This window comes from Paraburkholderia sp. BGA-UO-ETr-F12, assembly GCF_059567945.1.
Window position 1 is genome coordinate 102659 of the sequence record NZ_JCAQOZ010000046.1, and the last position, 17046, is coordinate 119704.

The 17046-nt window shown below is 63.0% G+C and carries 16 protein-coding genes and 1 pseudogene; 16 read left to right on the plus strand and 1 reads right to left on the minus strand.

Translation table 11 applies throughout. The annotated features are described in order from the left end of the window. The first annotated feature begins 1 nt into the window (after position 1). The 14 genes from AC57B6_RS19720 to AC57B6_RS19785 all read left to right on the plus strand — a co-directional run bounded on the left by AC57B6_RS19720 (position 2) and on the right by AC57B6_RS19785 (position 14905). Positions 2 to 1654 carry an ABC transporter ATP-binding protein gene (locus AC57B6_RS19720; protein ID WP_496421944.1) on the plus strand — a complete coding sequence of 551 codons (1653 nt, stop codon included), beginning with the start codon at positions 2 to 4 and terminating at the stop codon, positions 1652 to 1654. Next, positions 1651 to 2769: an ABC transporter permease gene (locus AC57B6_RS19725; RefSeq protein ID WP_252890191.1), complete on the plus strand. Its 1119-nt coding sequence runs from the start codon at positions 1651 to 1653 to the stop codon at positions 2767 to 2769. Before AC57B6_RS19720 ends, AC57B6_RS19725 begins: the two co-directional genes overlap by 4 nt. Beyond that, positions 2766 to 3683, plus strand: a complete 918-nt coding sequence (locus tag AC57B6_RS19730; RefSeq protein ID WP_028194469.1) for an ABC transporter permease — start codon at positions 2766 to 2768, stop codon at positions 3681 to 3683. The genes AC57B6_RS19725 and AC57B6_RS19730 overlap by 4 nt, the downstream gene beginning before the upstream one ends. A gap of 84 nt (positions 3684 to 3767) precedes the next feature. After that, complete coding sequence (locus AC57B6_RS19735) at positions 3768 to 4454, plus strand: TetR/AcrR family transcriptional regulator (protein ID WP_028194470.1); 687 nt, start codon at positions 3768 to 3770, stop codon at positions 4452 to 4454. A 242-nt stretch (positions 4455 to 4696) separates the two neighbouring features. Beyond that, positions 4697 to 6568: an allophanate hydrolase gene (atzF, locus tag AC57B6_RS19740; protein WP_496421945.1), complete on the plus strand. Its 1872-nt coding sequence runs from the start codon at positions 4697 to 4699 to the stop codon at positions 6566 to 6568. Positions 6569 to 6608: 40 nt separating this feature from the next. Further along, complete coding sequence (locus tag AC57B6_RS19745) at positions 6609 to 7706, plus strand: BMP family ABC transporter substrate-binding protein (RefSeq protein WP_028194472.1); 1098 nt, start codon at positions 6609 to 6611, stop codon at positions 7704 to 7706. A gap of 47 nt (positions 7707 to 7753) precedes the next feature. Then, positions 7754 to 8869, plus strand: a complete 1116-nt coding sequence (locus AC57B6_RS19750) for an ABC transporter permease (RefSeq protein WP_496421946.1) — start codon at positions 7754 to 7756, stop codon at positions 8867 to 8869. Further along, entirely contained in the window at positions 8862 to 9788 is a 927-nt protein-coding gene (locus AC57B6_RS19755) for an ABC transporter permease (protein ID WP_028194474.1), read from the plus strand. The genes AC57B6_RS19750 and AC57B6_RS19755 overlap by 8 nt, the downstream gene beginning before the upstream one ends. A 72-nt stretch (positions 9789 to 9860) precedes the next feature. After that, positions 9861 to 10595, plus strand: coding sequence for a biuret amidohydrolase (gene biuH, locus AC57B6_RS19760; protein WP_252890194.1), 735 nt, complete (start codon positions 9861 to 9863; stop codon positions 10593 to 10595). A 3-nt stretch (positions 10596 to 10598) separates the two neighbouring features. Then, complete coding sequence (locus AC57B6_RS19765) at positions 10599 to 12236, plus strand: ABC transporter ATP-binding protein (RefSeq protein WP_496421947.1); 1638 nt, start codon at positions 10599 to 10601, stop codon at positions 12234 to 12236. Then, positions 12233 to 12928, plus strand: a complete 696-nt coding sequence (locus AC57B6_RS19770; RefSeq protein ID WP_028194476.1) for a cysteine hydrolase family protein — start codon at positions 12233 to 12235, stop codon at positions 12926 to 12928. Before AC57B6_RS19765 ends, AC57B6_RS19770 begins: the two co-directional genes overlap by 4 nt. Continuing rightward, positions 12919 to 13305, plus strand: coding sequence for an oxalurate catabolism protein HpxZ (gene hpxZ, locus AC57B6_RS19775; protein ID WP_496421948.1), 387 nt, complete (start codon positions 12919 to 12921; stop codon positions 13303 to 13305). Before AC57B6_RS19770 ends, hpxZ begins: the two co-directional genes overlap by 10 nt. A gap of 36 nt (positions 13306 to 13341) precedes the next feature. Then, the gene (locus AC57B6_RS19780; RefSeq protein WP_028194478.1) at positions 13342 to 14118 is read left to right on the plus strand and encodes a GntR family transcriptional regulator; all 777 of its coding nucleotides are present in this window, start codon (positions 13342 to 13344) and stop codon (positions 14116 to 14118) included. 631 nt (positions 14119 to 14749) lie between these two features. Then, complete coding sequence (locus tag AC57B6_RS19785) at positions 14750 to 14905, plus strand: hypothetical protein (RefSeq protein ID WP_408352638.1); 156 nt, start codon at positions 14750 to 14752, stop codon at positions 14903 to 14905. Positions 14906 to 15121: 216 nt separating this feature from the next. Here the strand turns inward: AC57B6_RS19785 and AC57B6_RS19790 are convergent. Next, a pseudogene (locus AC57B6_RS19790) lies at positions 15122 to 15747 on the minus strand (thiolase family protein); the annotation flags it as partial. A gap of 124 nt (positions 15748 to 15871) precedes the next feature. On the opposite strand from AC57B6_RS19790, the gene AC57B6_RS19795 reads away from it, so the two are divergent. Both AC57B6_RS19795 and AC57B6_RS19800 read left to right on the plus strand, forming a co-directional pair. Beyond that, entirely contained in the window at positions 15872 to 16135 is a 264-nt protein-coding gene (locus AC57B6_RS19795; protein WP_406869848.1) for a hypothetical protein, read from the plus strand. Positions 16136 to 16216: 81 nt separating this feature from the next. After that, positions 16217 to 17011: an N-acyl amino acid synthase FeeM domain-containing protein gene (locus tag AC57B6_RS19800; RefSeq protein WP_406869732.1), complete on the plus strand. Its 795-nt coding sequence runs from the start codon at positions 16217 to 16219 to the stop codon at positions 17009 to 17011. Positions 17012 to 17046 lie beyond the last annotated feature (35 nt).

Sequence of the window (17046 nt, forward strand, 5' to 3'; positions counted from 1 at the left end):
GATGGACGTCACTCCAGCTTCTGCCGCTTGCGCAACGGCGTTGGCCGGTGAGGGCGCCACGGCCCACGCGGGTCACGACGCGCCGCGCACCGCTGTCCTGCGCATGGACGGCATCGACAAGCGTTTCGGCCAGTTTCAGGCGCTGAGCGACGTCTCGCTCGAACTCTTCGCGGGCGAAGTGCATTGCCTGCTGGGCGAGAACGGCGCCGGCAAATCGACACTGTGCAACGTGGTGTTCGGCGTGCATCAGCCCGATGCGGGCTCCATGTGGTTGGACGGCGCGCCGTATCGGCCCCACAGTCCGCGCGACGCCCTTGCGTACGGCATCGCGATGGTGCATCAGCATTTCAGTCTCGTCGAAGACGTGAGCGTGCTCGACAACCTGCTGCTCGGCCAGGTCCGCGGCTGGCTCGACCGCAAACGCGAGGCGCAACGGGTGCGCGCGCTGGTGGCTGATCTGGGTCTGGCACTCGATCCCGATGCGCGGGTCGCGGATCTGTCGGTCGGCGAAAAACAGCGCGTCGAGATCGTCAAGTGTCTGATCCGTGAGCCTCGGCTTCTTGTGCTGGACGAGCCGACCGCCGTGCTGCTGCCGGCTGAAATCGATGCGTTGCTCGACACCTGTGCGCGGGTTGTCGCGCGCGGTTGCGCGGTTGTACTGGTGACGCACAAGCTGGCGGAGATCCGTCGAATCGCAAGCCGTGCGACGGTGCTGCAAAGTGGCCGGGTGGTCGCCCGTTCGAGCACGCCGTCAGCCGATGTCGATACGCTCGTGCGGGCCATGATTCAACGGCCGGGGACTGAGGAACACGGCACGGGGCACAGCGCGAATCAAACTGCGAGCCCCGCGCCGCTGAAAAGCCGCAGCGCCTCACCCTACGGCCGGCCGCTCGCTGATGAAGCCTTGCAGATCGACGGCCTTACGGTGCGCGATGCCAGCGGCGTCACGCGCCTTGAAGACTGCACGCTAGTAGTCAACCGCAGCGAGATCGTCGGCATCGCCGGCGTGGAAGGCAATGGTCAGAGCGAACTCGGTGCGGTGCTGGCCGGCTTGCAGCGCGCGAGTGCCGGGCGCTTTTTCGTGCAGGGCAAAGATTGCACACAGGCTGCGCCGCAGACGTTGACCAAGGCGGGTGTCGGCGTGGTGCCGGAGGACCGGCACGCGGTTGGTTGTGTGCCCGACATGAGTCTGACGGAAAACCTCTTTCTCAACCGCCTCGACGATTACACGCGACGCGGCTTCATGCGCCGGCGCGCGATGCGGCGCGACGCCCGCGCGCTGATGCAACGTTTCGATGTGCGTGCCGCAAGTCCCGATGTCGCGTTTCGCGGCCTGTCGGGCGGCAATCAGCAAAAAGCGGTGCTGGCGCGCGAGCTCACGCTCGAAGGGCTCGCCGTGCTGGTGGCGGCGCAGCCAACGCGAGGCCTCGACGTCGGCGCGGTCGCGGCGGTGTATGAGCATATTCGCGCCGCGCGCGACCGGGGCGTCGGCGTGTTACTGATCTCGTCCGAACTCGACGAGCTGATGGCGGTGGCCGACCGCGTCCTCGTCATGTATCGCGGCCGCATCATGGGCACCTGCGTGCCGGATGCGTCGCAAGTCAATCTTCAACGCGAGCGCATTGGCGCATGGATGGCAGGCCAGACAGCATGACTCCCACGACCTCTTCAACCTCTTCAACCTCGTCGACTTCTTTGTCTCTGGTCTCATGGCACGGTTCGCGGCGCGTGCGAACCGCGGCCGTGCTGGGAGGTGCCGCGCTCTTCGCGGTTGCAGCGGCGCTCGCGTTGATCGCAATCGTTCACGTGCCGCTCGGCGACGCGCTCGCCGCTTTCGCCGACGGCGCGTGGGGCTCGCCTTACGCGATTGGCGCATCGATCAATCGCAGCCTCGTGTTCGCGCTGGTCGGCAGCGGCTTCGTGCTGGCGAACCGCGCGCAGTTGACCAACGTCGGCGGTGAAGGGCAGATCGCGATGGGGGGCATCGCCGCCACTGCGGTCAGCCTCTATGGGCACGTCGCTCACTTGCCGCTCGGCATGTCGTTCATCATGCCGATGCTGGCGGCCGCGCTGGCCGGCGCGGCATGGGGCGCGATTCCGGGCTGGCTGAAAGCGCGCGCTGGCACCAGCGAGGTGATCAGCACCTTGCTGCTGACGTTCATTGCGGTGTGGTTTCTCTACTGGTGCGTGCAATCCGAAGCGCTGCTGCGCCAGCCGATGACCAACGCAGCCACGCTGCCCGAGTCGCTGGATATTCCCGACTCGACCAAACTTCTGCTGCTGTCGAGTGCAAGCTCCACGGGGCTGCATATCGGTTTGCCGATCACGCTCGTGCTGTGCATCGTGGTGGCGCTGGTGCTGGTGTATAGCCGCTTCGGCATGTATCTGCGCGCAGTCGGCCTGAACGCACTGGCGGCGCGCCGCGCCGGCATGCCGATCACGTCGACCATCGTCGGCGCGCTGGCATTGGCCGGTGCGCTCGGCGGTCTCGCTGGCGCATTGATGCTGCAAGGCGATCAATATTCGCTGAAAGCCGGCTTCTCGTCGGGCTATGGTTTTGACGGTCTCGTGGTCGGCTTGCTCGCGCGCGGCTCGATAACCGGCGTGTGCGCGGCGGCGTTGCTGTTCGGCTTTCTGCGCTCGGGCGGCATCAATATGGAAATGGTCGCATCCGTTCCGTCCGCGCTGGTGCTGGTGGTGCAGGGCGTCGTGATCGTCGCGCTGGCCGGCGGGTCGCTGTGGCTCGAGCCGCAAGGAGCACGTCGATGAACGCGGAATTCGTAGCGGTTTTCGTCGGCTCCTCGATCCGGTTTGCCGCCCCGCTGATGCTGGCTTCGACCGGTGAACTGATCAGCGAACGGGCCGGCGTGCTCAACATGAGCGTGGAAGGCATGATGCTGTCGGGCGCATTTCTCGGCGCGGCGGGCGCATGGGCGACCGGCAATGCGGCGCTGGGTCTGGCGATCGGCATGCTCGGCGTGCTGCCGATCGCTTTGCTGCAAGCGTTCCTGAGCGTGACGTTGCGCGCCAATCAGATCGTCACGGGCATCGGCATCAACATCCTGGCGCTCGGCGCGACGACGCTCGCTTATCGCGAACTGTTCGGCGAACGCTCGAGCGCGGTGATTCCCGGCCTCGCGCGCTGGTCGCCGCCCGGTTTAGGTGCGATTCCGGTCATCGGCGAGCCCGTGTTCCATCAGGTGTGGCTCGTCTATCTCGGCCTCGCGATTCTGCTGGCAACCTCGCTCGTGATGCGGCGGACCGCGCTCGGTGTGGCGCTGCATGCGGTGGGCGCGGCGCCGAGGTCGGTCGATCAGTCGGGGCTGTCGGTGACACGGCTGCGTTATGGCGCCGTGCTGTTTTCAGGCGTTATGTCGGGTGCTGCGGGTTGTTTCATTTCGATCGGTGACATTCACACCTTCACCGAAGGGATGACTGGTGGCGCTGGCTACCTCGCAATCGCGGCGATCATCTTCGGCAACTGGAAGATCGGCCGCACAGTCGGTGCGTGTTTGCTGTTCGGCGCCGCGAGCGCGTTGCAGTTTCAGTTGCCCTTGATCGGTGTGCATGTGCCGACCGCGCTGCTGGCGATGCTGCCTTATCTGCTTGCGCTGATCGCGGTGGCGGGGCTGATCGGCCGGCAAACCGCGCCGCTTGCGCTAACCCAGCCGTTCCGGCGCTGAGGCCGCGCTTACAATCCCGTGAAGTTACGCAACCCTGACGCGTCCTCTTGACGCAACCCAGCCACCGCCAGGCTTTTCACCGATATGAAACGTGCTTCCGCCCGATCGACCTCCGCTGCATCGGCCATGCCCACGACCCAGCGTCAGAAGCTTGCCGCGGCGACCCGTCAACGCATCTTCAAGATTGCGATCGCCGAGTTTTCCGACAAGGGGCTAAGCGGCGCGCGCGTGGAGACGATTGCGAGCCGCTCGAAGGTCAACATCCGGATGATTTACCACTACTTCGGCGGCAAGGAGGCGCTTTATCTGGAGGTGCTCGAGTTCGTGCTGGGGCGCCTGCGGGAAGCCGAACTCAAACTCAAGCTCGATGTCGACCAGATCGAGCCCGTCACGGCCATCGTGCAGCTTTACGATTTCATCGAGGGGCACTTCGCGACCCATCCCGAACTGTCGAAGCTCCTGTCGTTCGAAAATCTGAACCGCGCCCGGGTGATGAAGCGTTCGAGCGCGATTCCCGAAATGTCATCGCCGGTGTTGAGCCTGCTGCGTACGGTGATCGCGCGTGGCGAAGACGACGGCTCGTTGCGCAAGGGCATGGACCCGCTTCATCTGTATGTCGCTCTGGTGAGTCTGTGTTCGTTTCACAAGTCGAACGCTTTTACGTTGTCGCGAATTTTCAACACCGACATGCTCGCCACGCAGTGGCAGGAAGATCACAAGGCGCAGGCACATGAGATGGTGCGCGCGTTTGTCGCTGCTGGTGCGACGTAACGCCTGCCGCGCTGTGCGCCAGGTTCGAATGCGGGGCGCAGGAGCCCCGAGTTGGGGAGCGCTGCACCATGACGCGATGATCGAAGGGCTGCAGCGCGGCCCGTCCGAGGCTCCGGGAAATCGTCGCAAAACCAGGCCGGGTAACGCTGACAGCGCGTTAAGCTGAGTCTCGAACCCACTTGGCATAGCGCGTGCTTATTGAGTTCAAACTTGTATTCAAGATTGAACTCAAGGAAAAACCTGTGTCTGTCCCCTCGCTCCTGAAGGTCCGCGGTCTCCTCTCGGCCTACGCCGCCAAACGTCTTACGCCGACAGAGGTCGTGGCGTCGGCGCTGGCTCGCATTGCCGACATCGACCGGCCGGAAGTCTGGATTCTGCGTGTGCCCGCAGCGGATCTCGAGGCCCGCGCCCGCGCGCTCGAAGCGCTTTACGAAGAGCAGGGGGGCGCCGTCTTCGAACGGATGCCGCTATTCGGCGTACCGTTCGCGGTCAAAGACAATATCGACGTCGCCGGCTTGCCGACCACCGCCGCATGCGAGTCGTTCAGCACGACGCCGGACACCTCGGCGTTCGCCGTGCAACGTCTCATCGACGCCGGCGCGATCCTGATCGGCAAGACCAATCTCGATCAGTTCGCCACCGGCCTTGTCGGCACGCGTTCGCCTTATGGCGCGGTGCGGAACACCGAATTTCCGCAGTATGTGTCGGGCGGGTCGAGTTCAGGCTCGGCGGTTGCGGTCGCGACGGGTTGCGTGGCCTTTTCGCTCGGTACCGACACGGCTGGCTCAGGCCGAGTGCCGGCCGGGTTCAACGGGCTTGTCGGGCTGAAACCGTCGCTCGGCCTCGTCAGCAAGCGCGGCGTCGTGCCGGCGTGCCGCAGCCTCGACACGATCTCGGTGTTCGCGCACGACGTCGACGATGCCTGGCGCGTGTTCAGCGAAATCGCGTGCTTCGATCCGCTCGACGGCTACTCGCGCAAGGTGCCAGGTCTCGGTCTCTTGCGTGGCGCGCCGCGGATCGGCGTGCCGGATCATCTGGAGTTCTTCGGCGACGCGGCGGCGAGTCAGGCGTTCCGCGCCGCACTCGATACGCTCTCGACCCGTCTGTCACTCGAGCCCCAGCCGATCGATTTTCAGCCGCTCAAGCAGGTCTGCGCGCTGCTCTACGACGGTCCCTGGGTGGCCGAACGGCGCGCCGCGCTCGGTGCGTTCTTCGACACGCATCATGACGCGATCGATCCGGTCGTGGCCGCGGTGATCGGCAAAGCCGACGGCTACAGCGCCGTCGACGCGTTCAACGGCCAGTACGCGCTAGTCGAGCTGAAACGCCGCGCCGAACAGCTTTTCGAGTCGATTGACGTTCTGATCGTTCCGACCGCGCCTACGCAACCACTGATCGCCGATGTACAGGCCAATCCGGTCGAGTTGAACAGCCAGCTCGGCTACTACACGAATTTCGTCAACCTGCTCGATCTGTGCGCGTTGGCCGTGCCGTGCCAGCGTCGCCATGACGGCTTGCCGGCCGGCATCACGCTGATTGCCCCGAGCGGCGCGGACCGGCGTCTCGCCGAGTTGGGCGCCCGGATCCAGGCGCTGTTCGCGGGCGGCAACGAACTCCCGAGCGAAAGCGAGACTGCCGCAGTTGCCGAGCCGACAACGCGAATCGCGACAGCGGCGAACGCACTCGAACCGCTGCCGTTTCAGGAGCCGACTGTTGCGCTCGCTGTGGTCGGCGCGCATCTGCGCGGCCAGCCGCTGAACTGGCAACTGCAGGAAGCCGGCGCGCGTTTCGTTATGGCGACGCATACCGCCGCCGATTACACGCTTTACGCGCTTGCGAATACGCAGCCACCGAAACCGGGCCTCGTGCGCGTCACCGACCGGCAAGGCGCACCGATCGCCGTGGAAGTCTGGGAAGTGCCGCTGCGCAACTTCGGCAAATTCGTCGCCGACGTGCCCGCGCCGCTCGGCATCGGCACCGTGCAACTCGCCGGCGGCCTCGCGGTGAAGGGCTTCATCTGCGAGCCGGCGGCGATCTGCAACGGCAGTGGCGCACTCGATATCACCTCGTTTGGCGGCTGGCTCGCTTATCTCGACAGCCTGAACGTCGACTAAAGGCCAACGCTCTTCACCTCTCCACAAGGAATTGGACACCATGACCAGTCGCCGCAATTTCATCAAGAGCGCCAGTCTGCTCACGCTCGGCAATATCCTGCCGATTCAGTCGGTATTTGCCGCGCCGAAGACGACGGTCGGCGTGATCTACGTCGGCGCGCGTAGCGACTACGGCTACAACCAGGCTCAGGCGAGCGCTGCCGCCGTCATCAAGAAGATGCCCGATGTGAAGGTGGTGGAAGAGGAGAACGTGCCCGAAACCATCGCCGTGCAGAAAACCATGGAAGCGATGATCGAACAGGACGGCGCCACGCTGATTTTCGCGACCTCGTTCGGCTACTTCGATCCGCATGTGCTGAAGATGGCGGCGAAATACCCGAAGGTGCGTTTCGCGCATTGCGGCGGTTTGTGGAAGCAGGGCAATCCGTCGAACATCACCAGCTACTTCGGTTACATCGACGAATGCCAGTACCTGAACGGCGTGGTCGCGGGTCATATGACGAAGAGCAAGAAGCTCGGCTTCGTCGCCGCCAAACCGATTCCGCAGGTGCTGCGCAACATCAACTCGTTCACGCTCGGCGCGCAGTCTGTCGACCCGTCGATCACCACACAGGTGATTTTCACGGGCGACTGGTCGATGCCCGTGAAGGAAGCCGAAGCCACCAACAGTCTCGTCGATCAGGGTTGCGATGTGCTGACCTGCCACGTCGACGGTCCGAAGGTCGTCGTCGAGACAGCCGAAAAACGCGGCGCGATGAGCTGCGGTTACCACGCGAGCCAGGCGGCTCTGGCGCCGAAGGGCTATCTGACCGGTGCGGAATGGGACTGGGCGACGCCGTACAGGCAACTGGTCACCGGCGCACAGGCCGGCACCGCGCAGCCGAACGTGTTGCGCGGCGGCTTGAAAGAAGGCTTTGTGAAGATGTCGCCGTATGGCGCGAAAGTCAGCGCGCAGGCGAAGCAGAACGCCGACGCGATCAAAAGCAGCATGGTGGCCGGCAATTTCGTGATTTTCAAGGGGCCGATGAAGGACAACAAAGGCGGCACGGTGATCGCCTCCGGCACGAGCCATATACAGACCGACTACACGCTCGAAAGCATGAATTATCTGGTGGCGGGTGTCGTCGGTCAGATCTGACGACGGCCTGTGCGATTGAGTGAGTGTGCATGCGCGAAGGAGCCGTGATGCGTCCCAATGCCCCTACTGCGAGAGTGATCCTGTCACTCTTGCCCGCGCTGCCGACCGCGTTGGCGGTGGTCGGCACGCTGCTGCTGTTCTCGCTGTTCCTGCTGGTGCAGGGACAGCCGGCGCTCGATGCGATCGGGCTGATCTTCGAGGGCGCTTTCGGCTCGTCGTTCGCGTGGCAGAGCACCTTGCTGCGTGCGGCGCCGCTGATGCTGACGGCGCTATGCGTCGCGCTGCCGGCCCAGGTCGGACTGATCGTGATCGGCGGCGAGGGCGCGCTAGCACTCGGCGGCATGTGCGCGGCAATCGTCCCGCAGATACTGCCGCACGGCACGCCGTGGCTCGTCGCCACGCCCTTGATGGCGGTGGCCGGCATGCTGGCCGGCGGCGTCTGGATCGGCGCGGTCGGCGCGTTGCGGCAATGGCGCGGCGTCAACGAGACCATCAGCAGCCTGTTGATGTCGTATATCGCGATCGCGCTCTTCAAGCATCTGGTGGAAGGGCCGTTGCGCGATCCCGCGAGCCTGAACAAGCCGTCCACCTATCCGGTACCCGATGCGATGATGGTTGGGTCGATCCCCGGACTCGACACGCATTGGGGGCTGTTCTGGGGCGTCGTTGCCTGCCTCGCGGCGTGGGTGTTCGTGAAGTTCAGCACCAAGGGCTTCGCGATGCGCGTGGTGGGCGGCAGCCATCGCGCGGCGCGCCTGGTCGGCTTGCCGGTCAATCTGCTGGCCTTGACCGCATGCATCCTGGGCGGCGCTGCTGCCGGACTCGCCGGCATGTTCGAAGTCGCGGCGGTGCAGGGCAGTGCGAATGCGTCCTTGCTCGCGGGTTACGGCTATGCGGGCATCCTCGTCGCGTTCGCGGCGCGCCAGAATCCGCTCGCGATCATCGCGTGTGCGCTGATGATCGGCGGCATCGAGGCGAGTGGGTCACTGCTGCAGCGGCGGCTCGATCTTCCCGACGCCACCACGCTCGTCCTTCAAGGCCTCCTGTTCGCGAACCTGCTCGCGTGGGAAGCGCTTGGCGGGCGCATCGCCGCGTGGCGCGTCAAATTGCAGGCCGTCGCGCAGACCGACCTTCCCGTGCAACTGGAGCAGACCCATGCCTGATATGCACTCGCCCATCGCGATCCTGCTGCTGTCGCTGTTCGCCGGTGCGATCCGCGTCAGTACGCCTTATCTGTTTGTCAGCCTTGGCGAATGTCTGACCGAGAAAGGCGGCCGTGTGAATCTCGGCCTCGAAGGCATTCTGGTGTCGGGCGCGATGAGCGGCTATGCCGGCGCTTTCTTGACCGGCTCGCCATGGGCCGGCGTGCTGATCGCCGGTATCGCCGGTTTGCTGCTCGGTTGCCTGCATGGCCTCGTGTGTTCCTTGCCGCGCGTGTCCGATATCGCTTTCGGCATCGCGTTGATGCTGCTCGGCACCGGGCTCGCGTTCTATCTCGGCAAGCCCTTTATCGAACCGCAGGCGCCGATGCTGCCGTTTATCGATCTAGGCATGTGGACCTCGTCACCGCAATTACACAATGCGTTGCATATCAACCTGCTGTTCGTGATTGGCGTTGCACTGGCCTTCGTTCTGCAATGGGGTTTGCGCAATACCCGCTGGGGGATGGTGCTGCGGCTCGTCGGCGATCACGCTGAAACGGCGCGTGCCATGGGCTACCCGCTCACGTCCGTGCGTATCGCCGCGACGGCGGTGGGCGGTGTGTTCGCGGGCATCGGCGGTGCGTATCTGTCGCTGGTCTATCCCGGCAGTTGGAATGAAGGACTCTCCAGCGGACAAGGGCTGATGGCGGTCGCACTGGTGATTTTCGCGCGCTGGCAGCCGTTGCGTTGTCTGTGGGCAGCCCTGCTGTTCGGCGCGGCTGGTGCGCTCGGCCCCGCGTTGCAGGCAATCGGCGTGACGAGCGGCTACTACCTGTACAACGCGGCGCCGTATGTGCTGACCCTCGCGATCATGATCGTCAACTGCCGTCCGGATCGCACACTGGCGGGCGCGCCGGGCGAGTTGAGCCTGACGCGCTGAGCGCGCGCCTGTGCATGCGTTCTTGCGTGCATCAAGGAACCTTACCAGGAACCCAACGAGGACCTCACCACCATGAACCGATTCATCGAAGCGAAGCCCTATCCGTGGCCCTACGACGGCAACCTGCGCGCGGACAACACAGCGCTGGTGATCATCGACATGCAGACGGATTTTTGCGGCCACGGTGGTTATGTCGACAAAATGGGCTACGACCTGTCGCTGACGCGCGCGCCGATCGAGCCGATCAAAAGCGTCCTGCAACTCATGCGCCAATTGGGCTTCACGATCATTCACACACGTGAAGGGCATCGCCCGGACCTCTCTGACCTGCCCGCGAATAAACGCTGGCGCAGCCGCCGCGCGGGCACCGACGGCGTAGGCATCGGCGACGACGGCCCGTGCGGCAGGATCCTCGTGCGCGGTGAGCCGGGCTGGGAAATCATCGACGAACTGAAGCCGCTGCCAGGCGAAATCATCATCGACAAACCCGGCAAGGGCTCCTTCTGCGCGACGGATCTCGAACTGATCCTGCGCACCCGCGGCATCGTCAATCTGGTGCTGACGGGCATCACCACCGACGTCTGCGTTCACACGACGATGCGCGAAGCCAACGATCGCGGCTTCGAATGCACGGTGCTGGCCGATTGCTGCGGCGCGACCGACAAGCGCAATCACGACGCCGCGTTGCACATGATCACCATGCAAGGGGGCGTATTCGGCACGGTATCGGACTCGCACGCGTTGCTCGCCACGTTACTGGCCACGACGACGGCGCCGGCAGCGGCGCTCGCCATTTCAGGCAGATAAATCATGACCACGGCGCCGAAGGCATTGGGCGTGGAAGTGCTGAACGCAAGCAAATCGTTCGGTGCGTTTCGCGCATTGGATAGCGTCTCGATCAAGGTCAAGGCCGGCACGATTCATGCGCTGCTTGGCGAGAACGGGGCGGGCAAGAGCACGCTCGTGAAAGGGCTGGTCGGCTATGGCGTACTCGACAGCGGACAGATCGCCGCCGACGGTCGCGAGGTCCATATCGCGTCGCCGCGCGATGCACAGGCGCTCGGCATCGGCATGGTGTATCAGCATTTCACGCTGGCGTCCGGCCTGTCTGTCGAAGAAAACCTGTTGCTCGCGCGCGGACGCATGCCGTGGAAAATCGACTGGAAGGGCGAGCGTGCCGCGCTTGCCGCATTCATGCAACGCATGCCGTTTCGCTTGCCGCTCGACGCGCCGGTGGCCATTCTCGCTGCGGGTGAAAAGCAGAAACTCGAGATCCTGAAGCAGCTCTATCTGCAGCAGCGTTTCCTGATTCTCGACGAACCCACCTCGGTTCTGACGCCGCAAGAAGCAGACGAAGTGCTTGGCCTGATGCGCGATCTGAGCTCACGCGGCGAGTTGACGGTGCTGATGATCACGCATAAGTTCCGCGAAGTGATGGCCTATGCCGACGATGTCACCGTGTTGCGCAAGGGCAGGCAAGTCGGCACAAGCGCAGTTGCCGACACAAGCCGCGACGAACTCGCAGCGTGGATGATGGGGACCGTCGCCAGTCATGCGCCGAACGAAATCCATTCGGAAAACGAAACGTCATTGATGGCCGCGGTGACCGTCGAGCGTCTGCCACGCAAACCCGTCGACGACATGGCGCAAGTGCGTCTCGCACTGCGCGACGTATCAGTGGAAGACGATCGCGGCCACACGGCGGTCAGGCACGCGACGCTGTCCCTGCGGGCGGGCGAAATCCTCGGGCTGGCGGGCGTCTCCGGCAACGGACAGAAGGAACTGGTGGAGGCGCTGGTCGGTCAGCGCCGTGTGAAAACCGGCGACATGGAGGTGGCGGGCCAGGCCTACCATGCAACGCGTGAAAAGATGACCCACAGGCGCGTGTTCGCGATTCCCGAGGAGCCCCTGAAAAACGCCTGCGTCGCCACGATGAGCGTGGCGCAGAACCTCGCGCTGCGCGACTTCGATCGCGAGCCGTTGCGGCGCGGCGGCTGGTGGCTCGACCGGCGTGCTGTGCGCGAGCGCGCCGCACAGCTGATCTCCGAGTTCAATGTGCGTCCGCCGCTACCCGAGCGCCCCATCGGCACGCTGTCGGGCGGCAATGTGCAGCGCGCGGTGCTGGCGCGCGAACTCGGGCAGCCGGTGAATGTGCTGATTGTCGCGAATCCCGTGTTCGGTCTGGATTTCGCTTCGGTCGCCGATATTCATGCCCGTCTGATGGCCGCACGCGATGCAGGTGCGGCGGTGCTGCTGGTTAGCGAGGACCTCGACGAACTGCTCGAACTGGCGGACCGTATCGTGGTGATCGCGGAGGGCAGGCTGGTGTTCGAGACGCCGGCGGCGCACGCGGATCGGGCCTTGCTCGGTCAGCATATGGCAGGGCACGGCGATACCGCGGCGCATGACGCCGTACCCACGGAAAGAATGAAGGAAGCCATCGGATGACCCAGCAAACCGAGTTGACAATCGACGCCCAACCGGGTCCCTTCACCCTGGACTCCACAAAAACCGCGCTGATCGTAATCGACATGCAGCGCGATTTCATCGAACCGGGCGGCTTCGGCGAATCGCTGGGTAATGACGTGTCGCTGCTGGCCGAAATCGTGCCGACTGTCGCCGCATTGCTCGCTTTCGCGCGCGGGCATCGATGGCTCGTGGTGCATACGCGTGAATCGCATGCACCGGATCTGTCCGACTGCCCGGCGGCGAAACGGCTCAGAGGTGCGCCCAATGCCCGCATTGGCGATGCCGGACCGATGGGACGCATCCTGATTCGCGGCGAGCCCGGCAATGCGATCATTGAACCGCTCGCGCCGCTAGCCGGCGAACTCGTGATCGACAAACCGGGGAAGGGTGCGTTCTACGCCACCCGGCTCGGCGAAGAGCTCGCGATACGCGGCATCACGCATCTGGTGTTCGCGGGCGTGACCACTGAAGTTTGCGTGCAGACCTCGATGCGCGAAGCCAACGACCGCGGCTACGACAGTTTGCTGATCGAAGACGCAACCGCCAGCTATTTCCCCGCGTTCAAACAGGCGACACTCGACATGATTAGCTCGCAAGGCGGCATTGTCGGCTGGACCGCGCCGTTTTCATCATTGACGAAACTCGACGAGGCAATTCCCGCATGGAGATAAATCAGCCGGAAGTGGTCGCTCAAGTGCAGGCGGCCTTTGTCGAATACGAGCGCGCGCTGGTCGACAACGACGTCGCGGCAATGAACGCGCTTTTCTGGCACACGCCGGAGACGGTCCGCTATGGGATTGCCGAAATCCAGCATGGCGGCGAAGCGATCCGTGCATGGCGTGAGCGCTGCGATCCGGTGCCGAAGTCGCGCAAGCTGCATCGCACCGTGGTAACGACCTTCGGTACTGACTTCGCCACCGTCAGCACTGAATTCACCAGCGACGCCACGCCTTTGATCGGCCGTCAGATGCAGACATGGGCGAGGCTCGGTCCCGCCGACGGCTGGAAAATCGTCGCGGCTCATGTCAGCCTTATCGCGATGCCATGAAACGCCGATAATAAGAAAAAGGGGGATGAGGCATCAATGAACGACGATACGACGAATCTGCTCGAGCCCCCCGCAGGGCCTGAAACGCCGGGCGCTGCGGGAACGCAGGGCATGCCTGGCGTGCCGGCCGCCGCCAATCCGCTCGCCGAGCAGGTGTACCAGCAACTGAAGAACGATATCTTCAGTTTCCGCCTGTTTCCCGGCGACCGATTTTCCGAAAACGGCATCGCGCAGCACTACGGCGTGTCGCGCACGCCGATGCGCGATGGCCTGTTTCGTTTGCAACGCGAGGGCTACCTGGAAGTCGGTTTCCGGCGCGGCTGGAAAGTTGCGCCGATCAACTTCGATCAACTCGATCAGCTCTACGATTTGCGCATTGTGCTGGAAGTGGCGGCTGTCGAACGGGTGGGGGTGGGAGGCGACGTCGCCCATGCGGCCGTGGAAGCGCTGAAGGCGATATGGTGCGTCGAGCCCGAATTGCGTGAGAGCGATCCGGTGAAGATGTTCGGCATGGATGAGAACTTCCACCGTCAACTGGTCGCGGCGACGGGCAACGCGGAGATGCTGCGCGTGCATAACGAAGTTACCGAGCGCATTCGCATCGTGCGTCGACTGGATTTTCTGAAGCCGCACCGTACGAGCGCCACCTACGACGAACACTCGACCATGCTAAATCTGATCGAGCGCAACCGGTTAACAGAGGCGATCATTCTGCTGCGTGCGCATATCACGCAGAGCAAACTCGAAGTGCGCAAGATCACGCTGTCCATGCTGGCCGCCGCGCGCGATAGCAAGTTGCCGTTTGTGTCGTGAGTGAGGTCGGCAAATCGTGGACGGTGCGGCTATTGGGGGGAGCGCCTGTGCGAATGGCTTGCGGAATTCGATCCTCGATCGGGCCACAGCGATCAACTTGCCGGAAAAGTTTCAGTTCGGTTTCGCCGTGTCGAGGTTGGATAAGTGATTTTACATAATATAAATTATCAACAAACTGCATGTAGCAGCTTTATGTAAATGTCGTGTTCTAGCCAGATAGAAATGTCGTGTTTTTGAATGCTGGCATGCTGGTCGGTCCGTTGCGAGATTCCGGAGGCGGCCATGTGTCCATGCCTGCAAGAATCACCCACATAGCATGACGGCCCATTGCGACTTACAGAAAACTTTCACATAAGAAATGCTCAAGCAATTAAGCATCCGCTCGCGACGGGATGTCGCACCGGGCATACGGATAAACCATTTATAGTGCACCGCACAAGCCCGTGTGACCGGTAGATGCGATCCGATGGTTGTGTTATAGTGCACTGCACAAACTTCGTCCGATCGGCAAGCGCGATCCGACAGCCGCGTCCGGCGTTGCTGGGTTGCGGACCGAGATGCCGCTGAAGTTGAGTCGACACACCTGTCAACTACGTCCAGTTTTTGTCTACATCATCAAAATGAGGTCCCTGTGAAATACCTTACCCGCATCGCCGCGTCTGGAGCACTCCTGGTCGTCGCTCTCGGTATTGTCACCTTCGCCCAGATCAAGTTCGCTCCGCAATCGGCAGACAACAATCCGGTGGCACGGATCGTCCTGAACGTCGAATCGCAACTAAACGATTGAGCGACTCCACCGCCGTATGTAGCTCGCGCCCCGCAGGCAAGGAAAAACCCGCCAGGCTCCGAAGAGAACTGGCGGGTTTGAGCTACTGATTTCGGATTCACGTGCCAGGCGATGGTAGCGGAGTTGACGCCTGCTCAGGCTCCCCCAGCGACCAGTCGACCTCCATGTCCACGGCATCCAACACCTTGGCAGCGGTGGCCACTGCCGCATCGGGAAAAAGGCCGCGCCGTCATTGATACCCGATGCGTTGCCCGCGGTCACCGTGCCGTCTTTTTTGAACGCCGGCTTCATCCTCCCGAGCGTCTCCATTGTCGTGCCGGGCTTCACGTGCTCGTCGGTGTCGAATCTCACTTCACCCTTCTTCGTCTGTTTGACGATGGGAACGATTTGCGAATTAAAACGCCCTTCGGCGATCGCCGGCGCAGCCCGGCGGTGAGCGCGCGCCGTTGCGCATGGCGGTGGATAGATAGCCGCCGTGGCTCATCACTTCGACCCCTTCGCCGATGCCATAGTCGCAATCGCCTGGCAAAATATTCTGCGCTGCCGTCACGATGGCCTGCAGGCCGGACGAACACAAACGATTCACCGACATCGCCACCGAATCCATGGGAAGACCGGCCTGGATAGACGCCACGCGCGCCAGGTAAGCAAAGCGGGACTCGGTGAGGATCGTGTTGCCGACGGTCACGGAATGGATCGCCGCCGGGTCGACGCCGGAGCGCGTGAGCGTCTCTTTCATGACCGTACCGGCCAATTCCGCCGGTCGATGTGGGCAAGAGATCCGCCGAAAGTTCCGATCGCCGACCGGCCGCGCCCAGCACCACTACATTACGCTTGCTCACAATGACTTCAGTTGCGATTGATTGACAGAGATTCAGCCGGCCTTGCGCCCGCGGGACCAGCAGCCATCCGTATTTTAAAAAAGAGTCTCGCAATCCTTGCCGTACGAAAAAGGGTTGTGTCGCGATGGGCGATGAGACGGCCAGCCGGACCCGGCACGCCGCCGCGGTGGTCCGCGCGATCGACATCCTGCGATCCGTGCCCATGCCGGCGGCGCGCCTGACCGATGACATTTCGCGGTGGCTAGCGCGCGCCGTCAGCGCGCTGCAAGCGCAGCGCACCCGCGCCTCACCGCTGGCGCTAATTTTCTCGGGTTTCCAAACCTTTCCCACCAAAACCCGCCTCTCCAAATTTTCCCCGCCGTTTAAGTCACCTCGTTTGCGTTCATGAGAATCTAGTCTGTCGCCTTGGAAGCAACTCCATCGCTTCCAAGGCGACAGACTTTTCTTCTCATCCGTCTACGAGGTTGAAATGGACCGCATCGATTCAGTTGTTTTAACGCAAAATACGGGCTACACGTCGCTCGAAGAACGATTCAATCAGAACACCGTAAAGAAAACGGAAAGGTTGCCGTTTACGGTACAGGTGGCAAGTAACCTGGCTGACCTCAACAAAGCCGTCGAGATGCGTCGCGCCGCCTATCGACGTCACGTGCCGGAATTCGCCGAGACCATGGTCGTCGAGACGTTGGACCGCGCGCCCGGCACCGTTGTGCTACTCGCGCAATCGCGTCTGGATGGTGGCCCGCTCGGCACCATGCGGGTCCAGACCAATACATTCGGTCCGCTGGCCGTCGAACAATCGGTCCGTCTGCCGGACTGGCTGGGTCAGGCAAGCCTCGCTGAGGCGACGAGGCTTGGAGTCGCGCGCGGTCCGATCGGTCGCATGGTGAAGGTGGCGCTGTGCAAAGCGTTCTTCATGTATTGTGCGCAGAATGGGGTCGACTGGATGTTAATTACGGCGCGCTCACCGCTCGATCGGGAATATGAAGCGATGTTATTCGGCGATGTGTACGGCCAGAACGAGTTCCTTCCAATGGCGCACGTTGGAGGGTTGCCACATCGCGTAATGGCGAAACCGGTTGCTTTGGTCCGTCAGCGTTGGGCGAAGGTTAATCACCCGTTCTACGGTTTCTTTTTTGAAACGGATCACATTGACATCGACATCACCAGCGCATCAAATCAGAGCGCAGCGGGCCATGAGGCTGATTGCGGTGCCCTGACGGATAGCGCCTCAGGTCATCCGTGGCCGCTGAGCGAAACGTAAAGCAAGATGTCCGCCCGAAGAAACTCGGGCGGACA

Excerpts from the sequence above, each read along its gene's own strand:
- AC57B6_RS19780 (WP_028194478.1), top strand. The coding sequence starts at position 13,342 with ATGAACGACGATACGACGAATCTGCTCGAGCCCCCCGCAGGGCCTGAA.
- AC57B6_RS19720 (WP_496421944.1), top strand. The coding sequence starts at position 2 with ATGGACGTCACTCCAGCTTCTGCCGCTTGCGCAACGGCGTTGGCCGGT.
- AC57B6_RS19800 (WP_406869732.1), top strand. The coding sequence starts at position 16,217 with ATGGACCGCATCGATTCAGTTGTTTTAACGCAAAATACGGGCTACACG.
- AC57B6_RS19795 (WP_406869848.1), top strand. The coding sequence starts at position 15,872 with ATGGGCGATGAGACGGCCAGCCGGACCCGGCACGCCGCCGCGGTGGTC.
- AC57B6_RS19770 (WP_028194476.1), top strand. The coding sequence starts at position 12,233 with ATGACCCAGCAAACCGAGTTGACAATCGACGCCCAACCGGGTCCCTTC.
- AC57B6_RS19750 (WP_496421946.1), top strand. The coding sequence starts at position 7,754 with ATGCGTCCCAATGCCCCTACTGCGAGAGTGATCCTGTCACTCTTGCCC.
- AC57B6_RS19735 (WP_028194470.1), top strand. The coding sequence starts at position 3,768 with ATGAAACGTGCTTCCGCCCGATCGACCTCCGCTGCATCGGCCATGCCC.
- hpxZ (WP_496421948.1), top strand. The coding sequence starts at position 12,919 with ATGGAGATAAATCAGCCGGAAGTGGTCGCTCAAGTGCAGGCGGCCTTT.
- AC57B6_RS19725 (WP_252890191.1), top strand. The coding sequence starts at position 1,651 with ATGACTCCCACGACCTCTTCAACCTCTTCAACCTCGTCGACTTCTTTG.
- AC57B6_RS19755 (WP_028194474.1), top strand. The coding sequence starts at position 8,862 with ATGCCTGATATGCACTCGCCCATCGCGATCCTGCTGCTGTCGCTGTTC.
- AC57B6_RS19730 (WP_028194469.1), top strand. The coding sequence starts at position 2,766 with ATGAACGCGGAATTCGTAGCGGTTTTCGTCGGCTCCTCGATCCGGTTT.
- AC57B6_RS19745 (WP_028194472.1), top strand. The coding sequence starts at position 6,609 with ATGACCAGTCGCCGCAATTTCATCAAGAGCGCCAGTCTGCTCACGCTC.
- AC57B6_RS19765 (WP_496421947.1), top strand. The coding sequence starts at position 10,599 with ATGACCACGGCGCCGAAGGCATTGGGCGTGGAAGTGCTGAACGCAAGC.
- biuH (WP_252890194.1), top strand. The coding sequence starts at position 9,861 with ATGAACCGATTCATCGAAGCGAAGCCCTATCCGTGGCCCTACGACGGC.